Genomic DNA, 16,471 nt, shown 5'->3' with positions numbered 1-16,471 from the left:
AACGTTAAACTACCAGGTAGGAGTGCACCTATGAACACCCAAGAACAGAAAGTAACGTTTCGGCAGCTGCTTGCTTTCTTTATCCCGCTAGGCGTTTCAGCAAGCCTGGTTACCATTTCCCACGTTATTATTAACAGTACGCTTGCGCGCTCCGCACAGCCGGAAGTGATCATCGCAAGCTATGCTCTGCCTTTAAGTATTCTGGGTCTGACCGAAAGACCGGCCGTATTGATGAGGCAAACCTGCTCGGCCCTGGTCCGCGACCGGATATCGTTCCGAGCGATGTCGGTTATCAGCTGGTACATATTAGCCTGCATTATGCTGCTAGGCGCATTGATCTGCTATACTCCCATCGGCAAATGGGTGTTTTTGCATTTCTTCGGAGCGGAGCCTTCCATGATACAGCCGATGGTCGAGGTGTATCAGATTCTTATGTTCGTCAGCATCTTCTCCGGTCTTCGGTGCCTGTATCACGGGATTATCATCTTCAATATGCGGACCAAATGGCTGACCATCGGCATGGTGATCCGGCTCGTAGCCATGTACTTGCTGTCATTGTATTTCATCCATACCGATCAAGTTAACAGCGGCCGGGTCGGAGCCATTTTATTTTTGACAGGGATGATGGTCGAGGCAGCCGTCAGTATTTGGGAAGGCAGATCACTGCTGAAGAAAATACCCGAGAAAAAGCCGGACCATCCGATTGAAAAGCCGAAGCAAATCTTCCATTTTTACCGGCCGCTGCTTTATTCTTCAGTTATTGCCGTTATTGTAGGGCCCGCTGTCAACGCGTTTTTAGGCAAAACGACGGATTTTCAGCTGGCCATCGCTTCATTTGCTATAGCCGGCAGCTTGACGAATCTGGTGCAAAGCTTTTTCTCTTATATTCATCAAATCGTTTTGAATTTTTACCGCAAAGACGCTAAAGCCGTTATGCGGTTTACGTTCGTATTAGCCTTTATTCCGAGCATTCTCATTGCTCTGTTATCTTATACCCCTGTAGGGCCGTGGTTTATGGAAAATGTAATGGGTGTCAACGAACGGCTCATGCACGCCAGCCTGGACACACTTCGAGTGTTCATGATTACGACGCTTGTGTTTCCTTGGCTTGACTTTGGAAACGGCATGATTATGCTTCGCGGTGAAACAAAGGTGATGGTCTGGTCCCAGGCTGCGAACGTGTCCGTCACGCTTATCTCCCTGGTGCTTACTATCGTGCTAACGCCGGGCTGGAACGGGATGGTGGGAGCATTGGCTCAATCACTCGGACTCGCCGCAGAGGCGTCGGTCGTATGGCTCGTGCTGCGGCAGGTGCTCAAGTCAAGCGACAAACCGCCGTTTCAAATGACATTAAAATCATAGAATCGAGTGATTAAGCAAGTGGAAAGCACCATGCAGGCAAAACAAACGAACTTCGGAATCCAGCGCGGATTCACGTTTTCTTTTTATATGACAATGGCTATTATCGTGTCCTACTTCCCGTTGTACTTCCAGTCCGCAGGCTATTCGACGATCCAGATCGGTCTCCTGTACTCTATCGGGCCTATGATCGGCATCGTATCCAATTTGTTCTGGGGAATTATCAGCGACAAGCTTCAAACGGTGAAAAAGATCTTGGTATGCATCCTTGCGGGCCAACTCATCATGGCCTTCATCGTGTTTCATACCGGACATTTCGGTCTGCTTATGTTCTTTATGGCCCTGTTTTTCTTTTTTCAGTCTCCTACCAGCTCATTAAACGACAGCCTGACGCTCCTCAGTATCAGCGGCACGAGCAAAAGCTACGCCTCTTTCCGGATTTGGGGCTCTATCGGCTTTGCCGTTGCCTCTCTTGTATTCGGCATGCTGCTCAAGCAGCAGGGGTCGAGCCTTACCGCGGTCCTAAGCCTCTGCACTATCAGCCTCTCCCTTGTGCTGTCGCTCATGCTGACGGATGCGCGGAGCCATTCCCGCAAAAAGCTGGAATTCGCCGGCCTGGTGCAGATTGTGGCCTCCCGTAGACTCTTGTTTTTCTTGCTGGCGATTACGATTGTCTCCGTTGCCCACCGGTTTAATGACGGCTTTCTGGCTTTGTTCCTGAAGCAGCTCGGAGCGGACCAAACGATCGTCGGATGGTCCTGGATGGTTTCGGCAGCCAGTGAAATACCGACCTTCTTCCTGCTTAGCAAATATGGGCATAAGTACAAGGAGCTGCCGCTGCTAGCCGTGTGCGGGATCGTCTATGCCATACGCTTTCTCTTGATGAGCCAGATCGATAATCCGTTATGGGTCATTGCCGTTCAAGCAATGCACAGCATATCCTTCGGTATTTTCTTCTTCACTGTCATCCGATATATTCAACGAAGCGTACCGGATGAATACAGGTCGACCGGTCAGGCGATTTTTGCTGTCTGCTGGTCGGGACTGGCCGGCCTGGTCAGCGGTACGCTCGGCGGTTGGCTGTTCCGCGACTTCGGTCCCCACTGGATGTATGGAATCGGATCCCTGCTCTCTTTACTCGGCGTCGCCGGATTTCTGGTGCTGCACTATGTATATCCTGAAGATTAATCCTTCATTTTTCCCGAATTTTCATCAATTATTCATAATTTCTCACAATTTTTTGCAAAAAGTGCAAGAAAATGCCCGATCCTGACGTCTATATAGGTGATGGCATGGTGTGAGTCCAGCAAAGCCCTGCTGCATTGCCTGCAACAAGGGCTTTTTTTACTATACCGGAAAGTTCCATTCTCGAAAGCAGGTTCGTCGTCTTGATCCTTCCCGATGGCGCTAAGACTAGCCAAAGAGCAGAGCAAAGCTCACTAAAAAGACTGCATTAGAGAGGCTCTGGGTTCTATCGGACTTGCCATGCTTATGTACCATGAAGATGACGGAGGGGTTATGTGCTTGCAGTAGAACATCTATCACACCGTTTCCGCAACGGAAACGAAGAAACACCGGTTCTGCATGACATCGATTTTTCCGTTGCCAAAGGGGAAATCGTTGCGCTGCTCGGGAGCTCCGGTTCCGGCAAATCGACGCTGCTGAATTTGATGGCCGGCTTGATGAAGCCGACCCAGGGCAGCATTCTGATCAGCGGTCAAGCGATCGAGAAAATGACGGAAAATCAGCTTGCGGAATTCCGCAGAATCCATATCGGATTTATTTTTCAATCCTATGAATTGATCCCTCACCTGACGGTCCGGGAAAATGTCGAGCTTCCGCTTATATTTCAGGGCGTGAAGCCCAAAATCCGCAAGGAGAAATCGATGGCCTTGCTGAACAAGGTCGGACTGGGCGAGAAGACCGAAATGTTCCCCTCTCAGCTGTCCGGCGGACAGCAGCAGCGCGTTAGTATCGCTCGTTCTTTGGTAACCGAGCCTACCATTGTGTTCGCAGATGAGCCTACCGGGAATCTGGATACCAAAACCGAGAAGGAAATTATCGACCTCCTGATTGAGCTCAATCAGACGCTACAGATTACGTTTGTTATCGTCACCCACGAGCTGGAAGTGGCCAAGCGGACCCGGCGGGTCATTCAGCTGCGGGACGGTTATTTGATCGAAGACGCGCAATGGGCTGGTGATGAGGAATGAAGGCTTATGATTATTTGCGCTTAGGATGGGAGCAGCTCCGTCGGCGAATGGTCGTAACGGCCTTATGTGCCATGGGGATTGCGATCGGCTCCGCCTCCATCATCGTAGCGTTGTCGTTCGGGGAATCCATCAACCATTACAGCCGCACCCAAATGAGCTATTATATGAAATCCGATGAAATTACGATCCGCAGCGGATCGGCTCCCAATATCGATCCTGCGGACACGAATGCCAATAAACCCTATGAGCTGAGCAAAGCGAAGATTGACATCCTGCGTACGCTGCCTCATGTGAAATCTATTGCAACGTACCAGACATTCGATCAATTTCAATTTGAAGTCGACAGCAAGAAAGGCTACATCAACAATTTATACGCTACCGAGCTGGATACGCTGGAGGCGTTCGGCTTCGAGCTTCAGCAAGGCGGAGCGGCTGATCTCGACAATACGATCATATTAAGCTACGGTGCAACGATGGGCTTGTTCGATGCCCAAATCTCCAAAGCCCGCAGCCAGATGCTGCAGGATCAGCTTGACAGCCGGGAAGCCTCCGATAATTGGAGACGGCAGATGCTGGTGTCGTATCCGTTATACCAGAAGCAAATCGTGCTGAAGCCACAAATATTCCGTTCCGACGGCATAGAGGTCTCCAATCTGCAATTCCCGCTTCGCGTGGTGGGGATTCTGAAAAAGCCGGAAGGCATGCCTGATGATGTCGTCATGCACATGAAGACCGCATTTATCTCCCCGGCCATGGGGAAAAAGCTCCGCGACGCCATGAACGCCGCCAATGCGAACGACAGCAAAAAATCAGGCGGCAGCTCAAATAGCGTCGTTACCGTTGAGCCCGAGTTTAACGAGGTGAAGATGAAGGTCGACTCCAGCTCTCATGTCCGCGAGCTCGAGGAGCTGATCAAGAAGCTGAAGCTGACGGCGGAAACGAACCTTCATCGGGAAGAGCAAATGCAAGGAGAGCTCGTCATATTGCGGCTTGTCTTCGGCGGAGTCGGCCTCTTCATCCTTTTTGTCGCCTCCATCTCCATTATCGTCGCGATGACCATGTCTACCTATCAGCGGCGCCGGCAGATCGGCATCATGAAGGTGCTCGGCGCGAACCTTAGACAAATTCGCCACATGTTCATGGTGGAATCCGCCCTGCTCGGTGTCATCGGGGGAGCCTGCGGGATCCTGTTGTCCTATTGGGTCATTTGGGGAATCAATATCGCCGTGCTGCGCTTCTCCCCTCCCCGACCGGGATCGGAACAGGAGATCCTGTTCATCAGCGGCTGGATCCTGCCTGTGGGGCTGTTCTTTGCGGTTCTGACCGGCGTCCTGTCCGGCATCTATCCTGCCGTTAAGGCCTCGCGCACCGACGCGTTAACTGCAATCAAACGAGACTAGGAGAGTCATTCAATGAAAAAGAAAACATGGATTTCGGCCATCGCCGGTATTCTCGTCATAGGCATTTCAGGAACGCTATACATCCAAAGCCATAAAGCTCCGCCGCAGCCGGCGGCGGGCACAGCTGTATCCGCATTGAGCTTCAAGGTGACCCGTGAGGATTTGACCAATTCCGTTGAGGTAAAGGGTAAAACCTCCTATCAAAAAGAGACCTACGTCAATGCGCCCTTTTCAGCCGATGTCAAAGCCTGGTCTGTCAACGACGGCGCCCAGGTCAACAAAGGGGATGTCATGTTCCAACTGGACGCCACTTCGCTGAATGACGAAATCGCCACGCTTCAGGCGAATATGAAGAAGCAGGAGCTTGAGCTTCAGCTCGCCCAATTCCAGAAGGATCTGCCTAATCAAACCATCAATGCTGACGCCGAAGGCTTATCGGAAAAAGACGCCAAGCAGCGTTATGCCGATTCCAAGAGCAAGGAGGTGCAGGAAGAGATTACCCGCTTGAATCTGGAGCATATGAAGACCCAGCTTAAGCAAAAAACGGACAAGCTCCAATCCGCCCAATATACGGCTCCCGAAACCGGTATTTTTCTGTTCGACAGCACGAAGCAGCCGCAATCCGTTAAAGAAAACGAACGCATCGGAAAAATCGTCGATCTGACCAAGCTGCAGCTGATCTGCTATATCGGTGAATATGATTTGTTTCATCTGAAGGTCGGGTTGCCGGTGGAGGTGCGCGTCGATGCGCTGAAAAATACGAAGCTGAAGGGGGAAATCAGCAATATATCCAAATTTGCCAAAAACAACGGCTCCAGCAGCGATACGGTCAATACGGCGGCTGCCCAGTTTGAAGTCGTTATCTCCCTGGAGCCTAACGAGCAGCTTATCGCGGACTTGAGCTTGACAGCGACGATTGTTACGGATAAGAAACCGAATGCTCTCGTCGTCTCCACCCTGGCCATCCAGCGGGATAAAGACCAATACTACGTTATGCTGCAAAACGGGCAGGGAGCCCTGGAAAAGCGCGAGGTCAAGATCGGACTTGAGACGCCGGATAAGACCGAAATTATCAGCGGGCTGAATGAAGGGGATACGGTTGTTATTCAATAAAACGAATCCATAGGTTGTCATTCCCACATAAACCCGATATAATTGAACGGTAGCTCATAGTACCAAGTCACAAACCATGCTTAGGCGAGCTTGAAGGGATGGAATAACCAATGCATTATGATGAATTCAAAACGATCCTCCACGAACGTAGAAGCGTTCGCAAATACACCGATCAGGAAGTTGCCATTGAAGATATAAAAGAACTTATCGACTGCGCACGTTACGCGCCAAGCGATACCAACTCCCAGACCTGGGAATTCATCGCCATTGTCAATCGCGAAAAAATCAAGCACATCGAGCAGCTCACATGGGAGCAGCTTCATAAAAAAGCGGCCGAGGCCGAAGAGCGCGGACTCAGCAAGGAAGGACGCCTGCTCGTCAAATCCTTTGGTCCTTACGCTACCGCTTTCTCGGATGCGCCTGTGCTTATCGTATGCTTGGCGACTCCATATACGTCCAAGTTTAGAGACCGCATCTTCGAGCCCGTTAAGCTGGTTCCCGAGTCGGTCTGGGAAGAGGAAGGCATCAAGAGCAGCTGTCTCGCTGCACAGAATCTGATGCTTGCCGCCCATGCCCGCGGCATGGCTACATGCCCTATGACCGGTCCGGTCCTGCTTGCTTCAGAGCAGCTGCGTGAATATCTCGAAATTCCGGCGCACTGCCAGATCAATATGGTCATCTCGCTGGGATATCCGGCTGAGCGCCCCGGCAAGCTTCCCCGCAAGGAAGTAGATGATATTTTGCGCATCGTGAACTAATTTCATTATAGAGAAATGATAGACAATCCGCCTCTGTTAGAAGGGGCGGATTTTGTTGCTCCACCCTAATACCGTTGTTCCACTGAATTGTGTACATACGAAAATATCAACAAAAAAAAGCATCCGCTCCAAAACCGAAGTTTTAGAGAGATGCTTTCTTTTTGGATGCTATGGCACTAATATATAAGAAAAACCGACGCAATACCAAGATGTAAGTCCACCCAAAAAGGATGGGGTTATTCGAGTCTCACGCCGCCGTTTTTAGATCTTATAGCTTAATGACGTTAGCTGCTTGAGGACCACGGTTTCCTTGAGTGATTTCGAACTCAACGGATTGGCCTTCTTCAAGAGTTTTGAAGCCTTCGCCTTGGATTGCGGAGAAGTGAACGAATACATCGTCGCCGCCTTCAACTTGGATAAATCCGTAGCCTTTTTCTGCGTTAAACCATTTAACTGTACCTTTCAATGAAAACAACCTCCTAGAAGTATCGCCATCTAAGGGCGAATACGTTGATTATACCATCAGAATCATTATAAAGCAATATTCAAAAGAGAATCAAGCTCTATGTCAGGATGATTTTTTTAGAATTAAAAATTCCGTAGATTCCGGAATAAAAGCAAGGCGCGATACCCCCGTCTCAACTGTAATCCCTTCAGAACTTAATTCGGCAAGCATAGAATCCAGGGCCGGGTACCGCTCCCAACGCAGTGAATACAGAGGGTATATCAGGACTCTACCGCCTTGGCGGCATACGCGAAGAAGCTCCCGTACGGCTTGTAAATGGAATGCTTCGTCAAATTGCTCCTGATACAAAAATAAAAAATGGCTGCACAGCACCAGCGAGAAGGAATCGTTATCGAACGGAAGCTCGGGTAGCCGGGCTGCCGTGTATTTGTCCGAGCCTTCATGCCGCTTAAAGTCCTCGATAAAACGTTGAAGCGACTGCTCTCTCATGGCGCGATGACGGTCCAAATCCCCGTAATAGCTCCAATCATATACATCCTTGATAGCATCCAGCTTTCTTGTGGACAGCTCAATCTCCCGTTCGCCGTGCTCCCTAATGGCTTCCGCATCCATTGAATACAATGGATCCGCTGCCTGCGACCGGTATCCCTTGGCTGCTGCCTCCGCCGAGAAGGATGACGCTCCGGACGCGACGTCAAGGATCGGGCCCTCCTGCAGTTGTTCCTTGTCCAACGCAAACATAAGCTCATACTCTGTGAATGAGCGGCACGTCATGGCGACGCCGGCCTGCTCGTAATGCTTGTTCACCATACTCATCTCTCCTGTCCTGTACTGTTCTCATCTTTGCTTACTGCGACCCCTATGCCGCAGCTGCAAGCCTGCCTGCGCCGGCTTAGTGGAATTTTACCATGCTGGCCCATTTTTTGGCAATGGCTTATTTGCATGCGCTAATTACTGCTGCGCTTGATTTCCTCCCCCTATTGAGGTATGATTCAGCCGATATCTTGTGAAAAGAAATGGAGCCGGACAAATGATTAAAAAGCACTTAATTTATAAACGCGACAAGTGGAATATGATGACGGTAGAGGTCAATGGCAAAACGATCATCTTGCGTGAAATCTCCGATCAATGGGGCGAGGAGTGCCATACCTTTCTAAGCAGGCCGGCCTTGATGCATTGGGCGGAGGACCGCTTCTCCAAAGACAAATTCGACGGTTCGCAAGAAGAATGGAATGCCATCATGCAGGCGCTAAAAGAAGTATAGCCAATTTTTGGAGCCGAGGGCTTGACTTTAAGCTTGTCCTCCCCCTATAATAAACTTAATTACATAGGACGTCCTCCAAAGGGGAGTAGCTGTCACAATAAAGTCGTCAGTTCGGGTGCAAGCCCCGGCTTTATTGGCAACGCAACGTTGTTAGCAAGACCTTTGCCTATACGGTAGAGGTCTTTTGTGTTTACTGAAGACCTTTACCGCGTACGGTAGAGGTCTTCTTTATGTAAACTATTTAACAAAGGAGCGGTATGGACATGGAATGGTTAGACCCGACATTTTTCACGGCATTACTAAGCATTATTTTGATTGATCTGGTGCTTGCCGGAGACAATGCCATCGTTATCGGACTCGCAGCAAGAAATTTACCCAAAGAGCATCAGAAGAAAGCTATCTTATGGGGGACTATCGGGGCCATCGTCATTCGTGCCGCCGCCACACTGGTTGTTGTCTGGCTGCTTAAGATGCCGGCTCTCTTGCTTATCGGCGGCGTCGTCCTCGTATGGATCGCCTATAAGCTTCTTGTTGATAAGAAGGATCACGAGATTCAAGCCAAGCCGAGCCTGTGGCCCGCTATTCAAACCATCATTGTTGCCGATGCGGTCATGGGCTTCGACAATGTGATGGCTGTAGCAGGCGCTTCACACGGAAGCTTCCTGCTGGTCATCATCGGCCTGCTTATCAGCGTTCCGATCATGGTCTGGGGCAGCACGCTGTTCATCCGCTGGATGGAGAAATTTCCTTGGATCATGTATATCGGCGCAGGCATTCTTGCTTTAACAGCCGGTAAAATGCTGACCGAGGACCCTCTGGTGCACGGCTGGTTCGACGCAAATCCTGTCATAAAATGGCTGCTGGTCGTTGTCGTTGTCGCCGGAGTGCTGCTGGCCGGATTGTGGACCAAGCTGTTCGGTTTCTTCGTATCGATCAATGACAAAGGACATCTGACCATTCCTCAAGAGCTGGTAGAGGAAGCCGACATCCAGCCGGATGACAGCTTCCAGGCAAGACGCGATGAAAAAGGCCGTCTGGTGCTCGTCAAATCCAACGGTTAATGGTTTCAACTGAAGCTCCCTCTTCGATCTTCCCTAGATTACCGGGATGACCGATGAAGGGAGCTTTCGTTCGTCTATCGGCAGCCAGCATGAAATCATGGGGCATCGGTGCATCGCCGGTTCTCTTTTGCCTTCACGGTTCGTACAATGATTGGAGAGCACCTGATCCCCTCCTCTTCATCATCCGGAAAACAAGGAATTCACGGCAGCGTGTCGAATTGGTGATAATAGGATTCTATTGCCAGAAATGGACACACTACAACCGATCTGCTGTAATGAGGTGACTTTAATGAGTAATTCCGCTTCCATTCTTACGTTTATTATCGTTTCGTTCTGCTTTGCGCTCGTATTAATTATGAAGAAAGATTCGCTGCCAAGCTCCGTCAAGCGCCCCCTCGCCATCCTGGCTCTTGTAATGGTGGCTTTCTCTTTTACCTTGATCGTCTACAGCTTTTTCAGCCTGCATTAACCGTGGATAGTTCTCTTCGTGCAGACAAAAGGATCTGTTTTACTTCGAATTCAGATTCTCTTATAATATAGCTACAATCCGGTCATACTAGGAAAAAAATTGCAGGGGGGCATGATGCACTATGCGTTTTTTTCCGTTAGTGATGACGGGTATCCTGTTTGCGGGAACCGTGCTCTCAGCGCCTACAGCCGCAGACGGTGTAACCAAACCATCCAAAAATACAAGGAGGCCTCCCATGAATCAAGTACTTAAGAGAAGTGACGTGCCTGCCGAGCATCGCTGGCAGCTCGAAGATTTGTTCCCTAACCAGGAAGCGTGGGACAAAGAGTACCAAGAGGTCAAGGAAGCCCTGCAAAAGGTTGGCGCATTTCACGGAAAGCTGAAGGATCCCGCCGCCATCAAGCAATGCTTCGAGCTGGAAGACTCTATCTCGTTACATATGGAAAGACTCTACGTGTATGCCAACATGAAGCATCATGAGGATACCGCCGATCCTACATACCAGGCATTATCCGAAAAAGCCAAAAGGTTAAGCGTAGAAACCGGCGAGGCCTTATCCTTCATCTCTCCCGAAATATTAAGCTTATCCGATGACGAGCTGCAGAAGCTAATAAGCAATCCTGAGCTCAGCTTCTACAAGCGGACGCTCGATGAAATGATCCGGGAAAAGCAGCACGTGCTCTCCAAATCGGAGGAGGCTCTGCTTGCTCAGGTCGGCAACTTGTCACAAGCGCCAAATACGATATACGGCATGCTGAATAACGCGGACATGAAATTCCCCAAAGTGAAAAATGAGCAGGGCGAAGAAGTCGAGCTGACGCACGGCCGTTACATACAATTTCTTGAAAGCCGCAATCGTGAAGTCCGCAAAAATGCGTTCGAGGCCATGTACGCTACGTATGCCAAGAATAAGAATACGATCGGCGCAACGCTGGCTGCGAATGTGACCAAAAATATTTTTTATTCCAAGGTTCGCAAGTACCCATCCACACTGGAAATGTCCCTGTACGGAGACAACATCAAAAAAGAAGTGTACACCAACCTGATCGACACCATCCATCAGTCGCTGCCGTTAATGTACCGGTACATGGAGCTTCGCAGAAAGCTACTGAAGGTCGACGAGCTGCACATGTACGATTTATTCGCTCCTCTGGTAGACGAATATAAAATGGATATTACATACGAGCAGGCGCAGGCGACCGTGAAGGAGAGCTTGAAGCCGCTGGGCCAAAATTACCTGAACATCCTGCAGGAAGGCTTCACTGACGGCTGGATTGATATTTACGAGAATGAGGGCAAGCGAAACGGAGCCTACAGCTGGGGCGCTTACGGCACGCATCCATATGTTCTGCTGAACCATAAGGATAATTTGAACAGCATGTTTACGCTCACGCACGAGATGGGCCATGCCATTCACTCGTATTTGTCCGATGCCAGCCAGGAATACCGCTATGCGCAGTATACGATTTTCCTTGCAGAGGTCGCTTCCACCCTGAACGAAGCGCTGCTTATGGATTATTTGCTCAAGAAATCGACCGATCCGAAGGAAAAAATGTATTTGCTGACCTATTACATGGATCAGTTCAGAACGACGGTGTTCCGTCAGACGATGTTTGCCGAATTCGAGAAAATCATTCATGAAAAGGCGGAGCAAGGCGAGTCTCTGACTCCTCAGGATTTCAGCAAAATTTATTATGACCTTAACGTGCTTTATTACGGCAAGGATATGGTCGTCGACAAGGACATCGAAATGGAATGGGCTCGAATCCCTCATTTCTATAACAGCTTCTACGTGTATAAGTATGCTACCGGCTTTTCGGCGGCTACCAGCTTCGCCAAGCAAATTCTTGACGAGGGCCAACCGGCTGTGGACCGTTACCTTGGCTTCCTGAAAAGCGGAGGCAGCGATTATTCCATCAATATTTTGAAACGTGCAGGTGTGGATATGTCGACTCCGGAGCCTATTCAACAGGCTATGGATGTATTCAAGGATTTGCTCGAGCAAATGGAAGAGCTGGCCAAGTAAGTTGGACTGCAAGGCTGCGGACATGATGATGCTGCAGCCTTGCTTTCTTTTATCCCATAATAACCCTGCAGCATGACAGGAGGCGTTAAGCTCATGAGGGCTCAATGGATGATTATATTCACATTATTATTTGCACTAATTACCGCCATATTTGCTGTTATTAACGTAGAACCGGTTCGGGTACAATTCCTGTTCACCCAAGCGGATATTCCGCTCATTCTAGTTATTCTTGGCTCTACATTATTAGGCGGCCTCATTGTCGGATTGATCGGGCTCTTCCGCCAGTACAAGCTGACCAAATCGATCAAGCAGCTGGAGAAGCAGCTTCAGGAGCTCCAAGCTGGCTCTTCCGTTGCTACAGCCAGTCCGGCCGTAGTTGAGCCTTCGGAAACAGCTCTCCCGCCCCATCCCGAGCCTTAAACATTGTACATTCAAAGCAAGGGCAGGTTGTGTATTGGAGAATGGTTAAAATCCGCCCGTTTTTTTCCATTTATCCATTGAACTCTCCCGCTTCATTCATTAAAATAAAGCTATGCCATGTTACCAATTATTGCATAATATGCAGGAAGGATTCCTCCATATGCTAGAACCGTTGAAGGAAGTCGAAGAGCAGCAGTCCTATTCTATCAGCGAGATGAACCCTACATCCTCCCCCTTTCTATCGGAAATATTGGAGAATATTTCAGACGGTATTTTTAGTCTGGACAGCTATGGACGTTTCATCTATTTGAACAGCGCCGCTGAACACTTACTGGAGCGCAGCCGCAGCGACCTGCTCGGCGCTTCGTTTTGGACATGCTTTCCTGATGCTGCCGGTACCCCTCTCTATGACTACTATCTGGCAGCGTTGACAACACAGACTCCGCAAACGTTTGAATGGTGGTTCTCCCCGCTGGGCAAATGGTTCGATGTGCGAACCTATCCGGGGAAGAATTTATTCACCATTAATCTGCGCAACATCACGATGCAAAAAAACAACGAGGCTGCCCTTCGCGAGAGTGAAGAGATGTTTCGGATGATAACCGAGAACTCGACGGATATGATTTCAAGAATTGCCATGAACGGCACTTTCCTATATGTTTCTCCCGCCTCTAGAACCCTGCTCGGTTACGAACCGGATGCCTTGATAGGGAGCAGCGTATTTGATATGCTGCACCCGGACGATCTTCAATTCACGGATGGGCATAAAGAGCCCAGCTTGACTGATCTGCGTATCGATCTGTCCGCTTATCGGATCCGAAAGAAAGACGGGACCTATATTTGGTTTGAAACGACGGCAAGGCCCATTCTCGACAAACGCGGCCTGAATAAAGAAGTTATAACGGTCTCCAGGGATATAACCGCCCGCAAGCATGTGGAGAATCAGCTTCGCGAGACGAACGAGCTGCTCCAGAGAATTTCAACCGTCGATGCTTTAACAGGGGTAGCAAACCGCCGCGGCTTTGACGAATGCCTGCTCAAGGAATGGAAGCAGGGCAGCCGAATGTCCACTCCGCTGTCGCTTATCCTGGTCGACATTGATTTTTTCAAACGATACAATGATTCATATGGGCACATCGAGGGAGATATATGCTTACAACGTGTAGCGGAGTCATTGCGGAAAGCCGCCAAGCGGCCCGGAGACTTTATTGCGCGTTATGGCGGGGAAGAATTCGTCGTTCTGCTTCCTTCCACCGACGCTGCGGGGGCCAGAACCGTTGCCGAGCATCTCAGGCAGCAGGTGGAGCTGCTCCAAATCCCCCATACCCGATCCGAGCATTCTCCTTATATCACCATCAGCTCCGGTACGGCAACGATGATCCCTTCCCGCGACATGGACCCGAGCGAGCTTTTCCTCCGAGCTGATAAAGCACTATATCAAGCAAAGCAGGAGGGCAGAAATGTTGTCAGACTCTATCACCGGGACGAATAATTCAAACTAGCCGCAGGTTCAATCGGAACAGGCGGCTGTTTTCGTCTTATGATTTCTTTTTCCTCAAATGGCGCAAACTTTAAACAGAGCGTTGTCGGAGCAAGCCGCTCTGTTCTTAGTCAATCCAAGAATGGAGGAAACAGAATTGATTATAACTATGATTTGGGTCGTAGCGTTCATCATCTTGTTCACTGTACTCGGACTAACGATATGGTATCTCAGGAGAGCTTCCTCCCGTTGACTCCTGCTTGCGCTTGTTCTTACGAGTTACAGCAAGCGGTACACCATCAGGCAAACAGCCCCTCCTAAGCATGAGCTCAACAGATTCACCGCATCGTTCGTCATCACCGAGGCTCCCCGAATCCGTTCTGCCGCCGTATCGCAGTGACGGCTCTTCTCTAATTCCCTTCCGCATACCTTACAGCGGTACATGACCTGGCATACAGCCCCAAGCCACGAATCGATAAGCGAGCCGGCCATTCCCCCCAGGGCGCCTAGGAGTACCAGACCCGTTAAGGACCCTTCATTCGCTTGGCCGGCTTCAGGTACTCCCTGAAGCTGAAGCAGCGCCCATGCGGATACGCCTATTACGATGCCCCCGGCCAGGGAAGCTGCCAGCCCGAGCCATGTAATTCCTCCTGACGTTCCGGCCGGGACCTTGCGCCCGTTGACGATAGACCTGGGCATCGACCTGCTGAGTCCGCCGATTTCCGTTGCCCACGTATCTGCATTGACCGTTGCCATGACCCCGATAAAAGCCGCCCACCAGAACGGGTGCGCCCATAGGCTGTGACCGATACAAAGAAGCATGCCGATCCCGCCGTTCGCCAATACTTGTCCCGCATCCCTTCTGCCTGATTTGGCATAATGCTGTTCTACCGCAGCCTTGCGGCGCTGCTTCCACTTGGACAATAGCGATGAGGTAATAAAAAATACGATCAGCGTCCCGAACCACGACAGGCTGCCGAACACATACATTACGGTTCCTACGATAACAGCCGCAGCCGCGCCTGACGCTGATAGTGATCTTTTGGTATAAGCCGCCGCGGCTATGACCAGGCTGCACACGATTCCAATGACCCAATCCAACATAAACCCTCCTCCGAATTCCAGGGGAACTTCCGGTTTCCTGAATATTTTCTTATAAACAAATGATTTACAGATCTTTAGTCATTATAATATGATTTTCTTAGCTGAAAAAATAGAGTCCCTTCGGGAGGATAATAATGTGAAGAGTGATCTCCCTGTGAATGCGCCCGGAAAGAAACAGGAGCATGATCCGCAGCAGCTGCTTCGGATTATTTTTCATTATGTCTCCAAAATAACGAATGAACGGTGCCTGGATCATTTGCTGCTTCTGATGGCGGATATGGGAAGAGAAATGATCGTTGCCGACCGCTGCACCGTCTGGCTGCTGGACAAACAAAAGAACGAGCTTTACTCCAAGGTCGCTCATGGCGTTCCCCCGCTCAAAATGTCTGCCGATGCCGGCCTGGTCGGACGGTCCATCGCTACGGGGCTGCCGATTTTTATTAACGATGCGTATACCAATATGGAGTATAGAGAAGTGCTGCTAAGCGGTGCCATCGCTATGGACAAAAAGACCGGCTACCGCACCAAGTCGCTGATGGTGATCCCGTTCCACAACAATGAGGGTGAAGTCATGGGAGCCTATCAAGCGGTCAATAAGCTTACAGAGGATGAAGCGTTTACGGATAAGGACGTTGAATATTTATCCCTGGCTGCATCCTACGTAGCAAAGTCGCTGGAATCCGCCTTACTATCGGCCGAAATTGAGGAAACCCAAAAAGAAATCATTTATATGATGGGTGAGATCGGCGAAAGCCGCTCCAAGGAAACCGGTAACCACGTCAAGCGCGTTGCTGAATATTCCTATCTGTTAGCTCTCGGCCACGGAATGAGTCAAGAGGAAGCAGAGCTGTTAAGGATTGCTTCCCCTATGCATGATATCGGCAAGGTCGCCATTCCGGACGAGCTGCTGCAAAAGCCGGGCAAGCTGACAGACGAAGAGTTCGCCGTTATGAAAACCCACAGTGAAATCGGGTACTCGCTGCTCAAAAACTCCAAACGACGTATATTGAAAGCCGCCGCTATCGTTGCTCACGAGCATCATGAGAAATGGAACGGAACCGGATATCCTCGGGGGTTAAAGGGCGAGGATATCCACATCTACGGAAGAATTACGGCGATAGCCGATGTATTCGATGCATTGGGAACCGAACGCGTATACAAGAAGGCATGGGAGCTTGATCAAATATTGGCTCTGTTCAAGGAAGAGCGCGGAAGCCATTTTGATCCAGCGCTCGTTGATACGTTCATGGAGCAGCTGCCCAAGCTGCTGGAGGTACGGGAAGCCTATTCCGATACGGTACGCTTCCCCTAGAAAAGGTAACAGCCATGCGGTTGCAT

General features: G+C 50.0%; 16 protein-coding genes. 13 read left to right on the top strand and 3 right to left on the bottom strand.

Going from position 1 to position 16,471, the window contains the following annotated elements; genetic code table 11:
* The first annotated feature begins 30 nt into the window (after window positions 1–30).
* The 6 genes from B1728_RS02635 (at window position 31) to B1728_RS02610 (ending at window position 6,843) form a co-directional block, all read left to right on the top strand.
* On the top strand, window positions 31–1,362 hold the full coding sequence (locus B1728_RS02635) for a multi antimicrobial extrusion protein MatE (RefSeq protein WP_079908607.1): 1,332 nt from the start codon (window positions 31–33) through the stop codon (window positions 1,360–1,362).
* Window positions 1,363–1,392: 30 nt separating this feature from the next.
* A complete protein-coding gene (locus B1728_RS02630) occupies window positions 1,393–2,547 on the top strand; it encodes an MFS transporter (RefSeq protein WP_079908606.1) in 1,155 nt (384 codons plus the stop codon).
* Window positions 2,548–2,879: 332 nt separating this feature from the next.
* On the top strand, window positions 2,880–3,572 hold the full coding sequence (locus tag B1728_RS02625; RefSeq protein ID WP_079908605.1) for an ABC transporter ATP-binding protein: 693 nt from the start codon (window positions 2,880–2,882) through the stop codon (window positions 3,570–3,572).
* A complete protein-coding gene (locus tag B1728_RS02620; protein WP_079908604.1) occupies window positions 3,569–4,972 on the top strand; it encodes an ABC transporter permease in 1,404 nt (467 codons plus the stop codon). Before B1728_RS02625 ends, B1728_RS02620 begins: the two co-directional genes overlap by 4 nt.
* Before the next feature lie 12 nt (window positions 4,973–4,984).
* Window positions 4,985–6,085 (top strand): efflux RND transporter periplasmic adaptor subunit, encoded by a 1,101-nt coding sequence (locus B1728_RS02615; protein ID WP_079908603.1) that lies wholly within the window; start codon window positions 4,985–4,987, stop codon window positions 6,083–6,085.
* Between the two features lie 110 nt (window positions 6,086–6,195).
* Complete coding sequence (locus tag B1728_RS02610; RefSeq protein WP_079908602.1) at window positions 6,196–6,843, top strand: nitroreductase family protein; 648 nt, start codon at window positions 6,196–6,198, stop codon at window positions 6,841–6,843.
* Window positions 6,844–7,111: 268 nt separating this feature from the next.
* Here B1728_RS02610 and B1728_RS02605 read toward each other — a convergent pair whose 3' ends face one another.
* The gene (locus B1728_RS02605; RefSeq protein ID WP_079908601.1) at window positions 7,112–7,309 is read right to left on the bottom strand and encodes a cold shock domain-containing protein; all 198 of its coding nucleotides are present in this window, start codon (window positions 7,307–7,309) and stop codon (window positions 7,112–7,114) included.
* Window positions 7,310–7,411: 102 nt separating this feature from the next.
* Complete coding sequence (locus B1728_RS02600) at window positions 7,412–8,119, bottom strand: class I SAM-dependent methyltransferase (RefSeq protein WP_079908600.1); 708 nt, start codon at window positions 8,117–8,119, stop codon at window positions 7,412–7,414.
* Between the two features lie 220 nt (window positions 8,120–8,339).
* Here B1728_RS02600 and B1728_RS02595 point away from each other — a divergent pair, with 220 nt between their 5' ends.
* The 6 genes from B1728_RS02595 to B1728_RS02570 all read left to right on the top strand — a co-directional run bounded on the left by B1728_RS02595 (window position 8,340) and on the right by B1728_RS02570 (window position 14,041).
* The gene (locus B1728_RS02595) at window positions 8,340–8,573 is read left to right on the top strand and encodes a hypothetical protein (protein ID WP_079908599.1); all 234 of its coding nucleotides are present in this window, start codon (window positions 8,340–8,342) and stop codon (window positions 8,571–8,573) included.
* Between the two features lie 263 nt (window positions 8,574–8,836).
* Entirely contained in the window at window positions 8,837–9,634 is a 798-nt protein-coding gene (locus B1728_RS02590) for a TerC family protein (protein WP_079908598.1), read from the top strand.
* 289 nt (window positions 9,635–9,923) lie between these two features.
* Complete coding sequence (locus B1728_RS02585; RefSeq protein ID WP_079908597.1) at window positions 9,924–10,103, top strand: hypothetical protein; 180 nt, start codon at window positions 9,924–9,926, stop codon at window positions 10,101–10,103.
* A 235-nt stretch (window positions 10,104–10,338) separates the two neighbouring features.
* Entirely contained in the window at window positions 10,339–12,129 is a 1,791-nt protein-coding gene (gene pepF / locus B1728_RS02580) for an oligoendopeptidase F (protein WP_144027734.1), read from the top strand.
* A gap of 93 nt (window positions 12,130–12,222) precedes the next feature.
* Window positions 12,223–12,549 carry a LapA family protein gene (locus tag B1728_RS02575; protein WP_079908595.1) on the top strand — a complete coding sequence of 109 codons (327 nt, stop codon included), beginning with the start codon at window positions 12,223–12,225 and terminating at the stop codon, window positions 12,547–12,549.
* 160 nt (window positions 12,550–12,709) lie between these two features.
* Window positions 12,710–14,041 (top strand): sensor domain-containing diguanylate cyclase, encoded by a 1,332-nt coding sequence (locus B1728_RS02570; RefSeq protein ID WP_179135850.1) that lies wholly within the window; start codon window positions 12,710–12,712, stop codon window positions 14,039–14,041.
* A gap of 267 nt (window positions 14,042–14,308) precedes the next feature.
* Here B1728_RS02570 and B1728_RS02565 read toward each other — a convergent pair whose 3' ends face one another.
* Window positions 14,309–15,133 (bottom strand): DUF92 domain-containing protein, encoded by an 825-nt coding sequence (locus B1728_RS02565; protein WP_079908593.1) that lies wholly within the window; start codon window positions 15,131–15,133, stop codon window positions 14,309–14,311.
* 136 nt (window positions 15,134–15,269) lie between these two features.
* Here B1728_RS02565 and B1728_RS02560 point away from each other — a divergent pair, with 136 nt between their 5' ends.
* Entirely contained in the window at window positions 15,270–16,445 is a 1,176-nt protein-coding gene (locus B1728_RS02560) for an HD-GYP domain-containing protein (RefSeq protein ID WP_256865201.1), read from the top strand.
* Window positions 16,446–16,471 lie beyond the last annotated feature (26 nt).

The organism is Paenibacillus sp. 32352 (genome assembly GCF_002042965.1).
In the GTDB taxonomy this organism is placed as follows: Bacteria; Bacillota; Bacilli; order Paenibacillales; family NBRC-103111; genus Paenibacillus_S; species Paenibacillus_S vulneris.
Note: the sequence above shows the minus strand (reverse complement) of the source record. Positions and strands in the feature narration are given on the sequence as shown.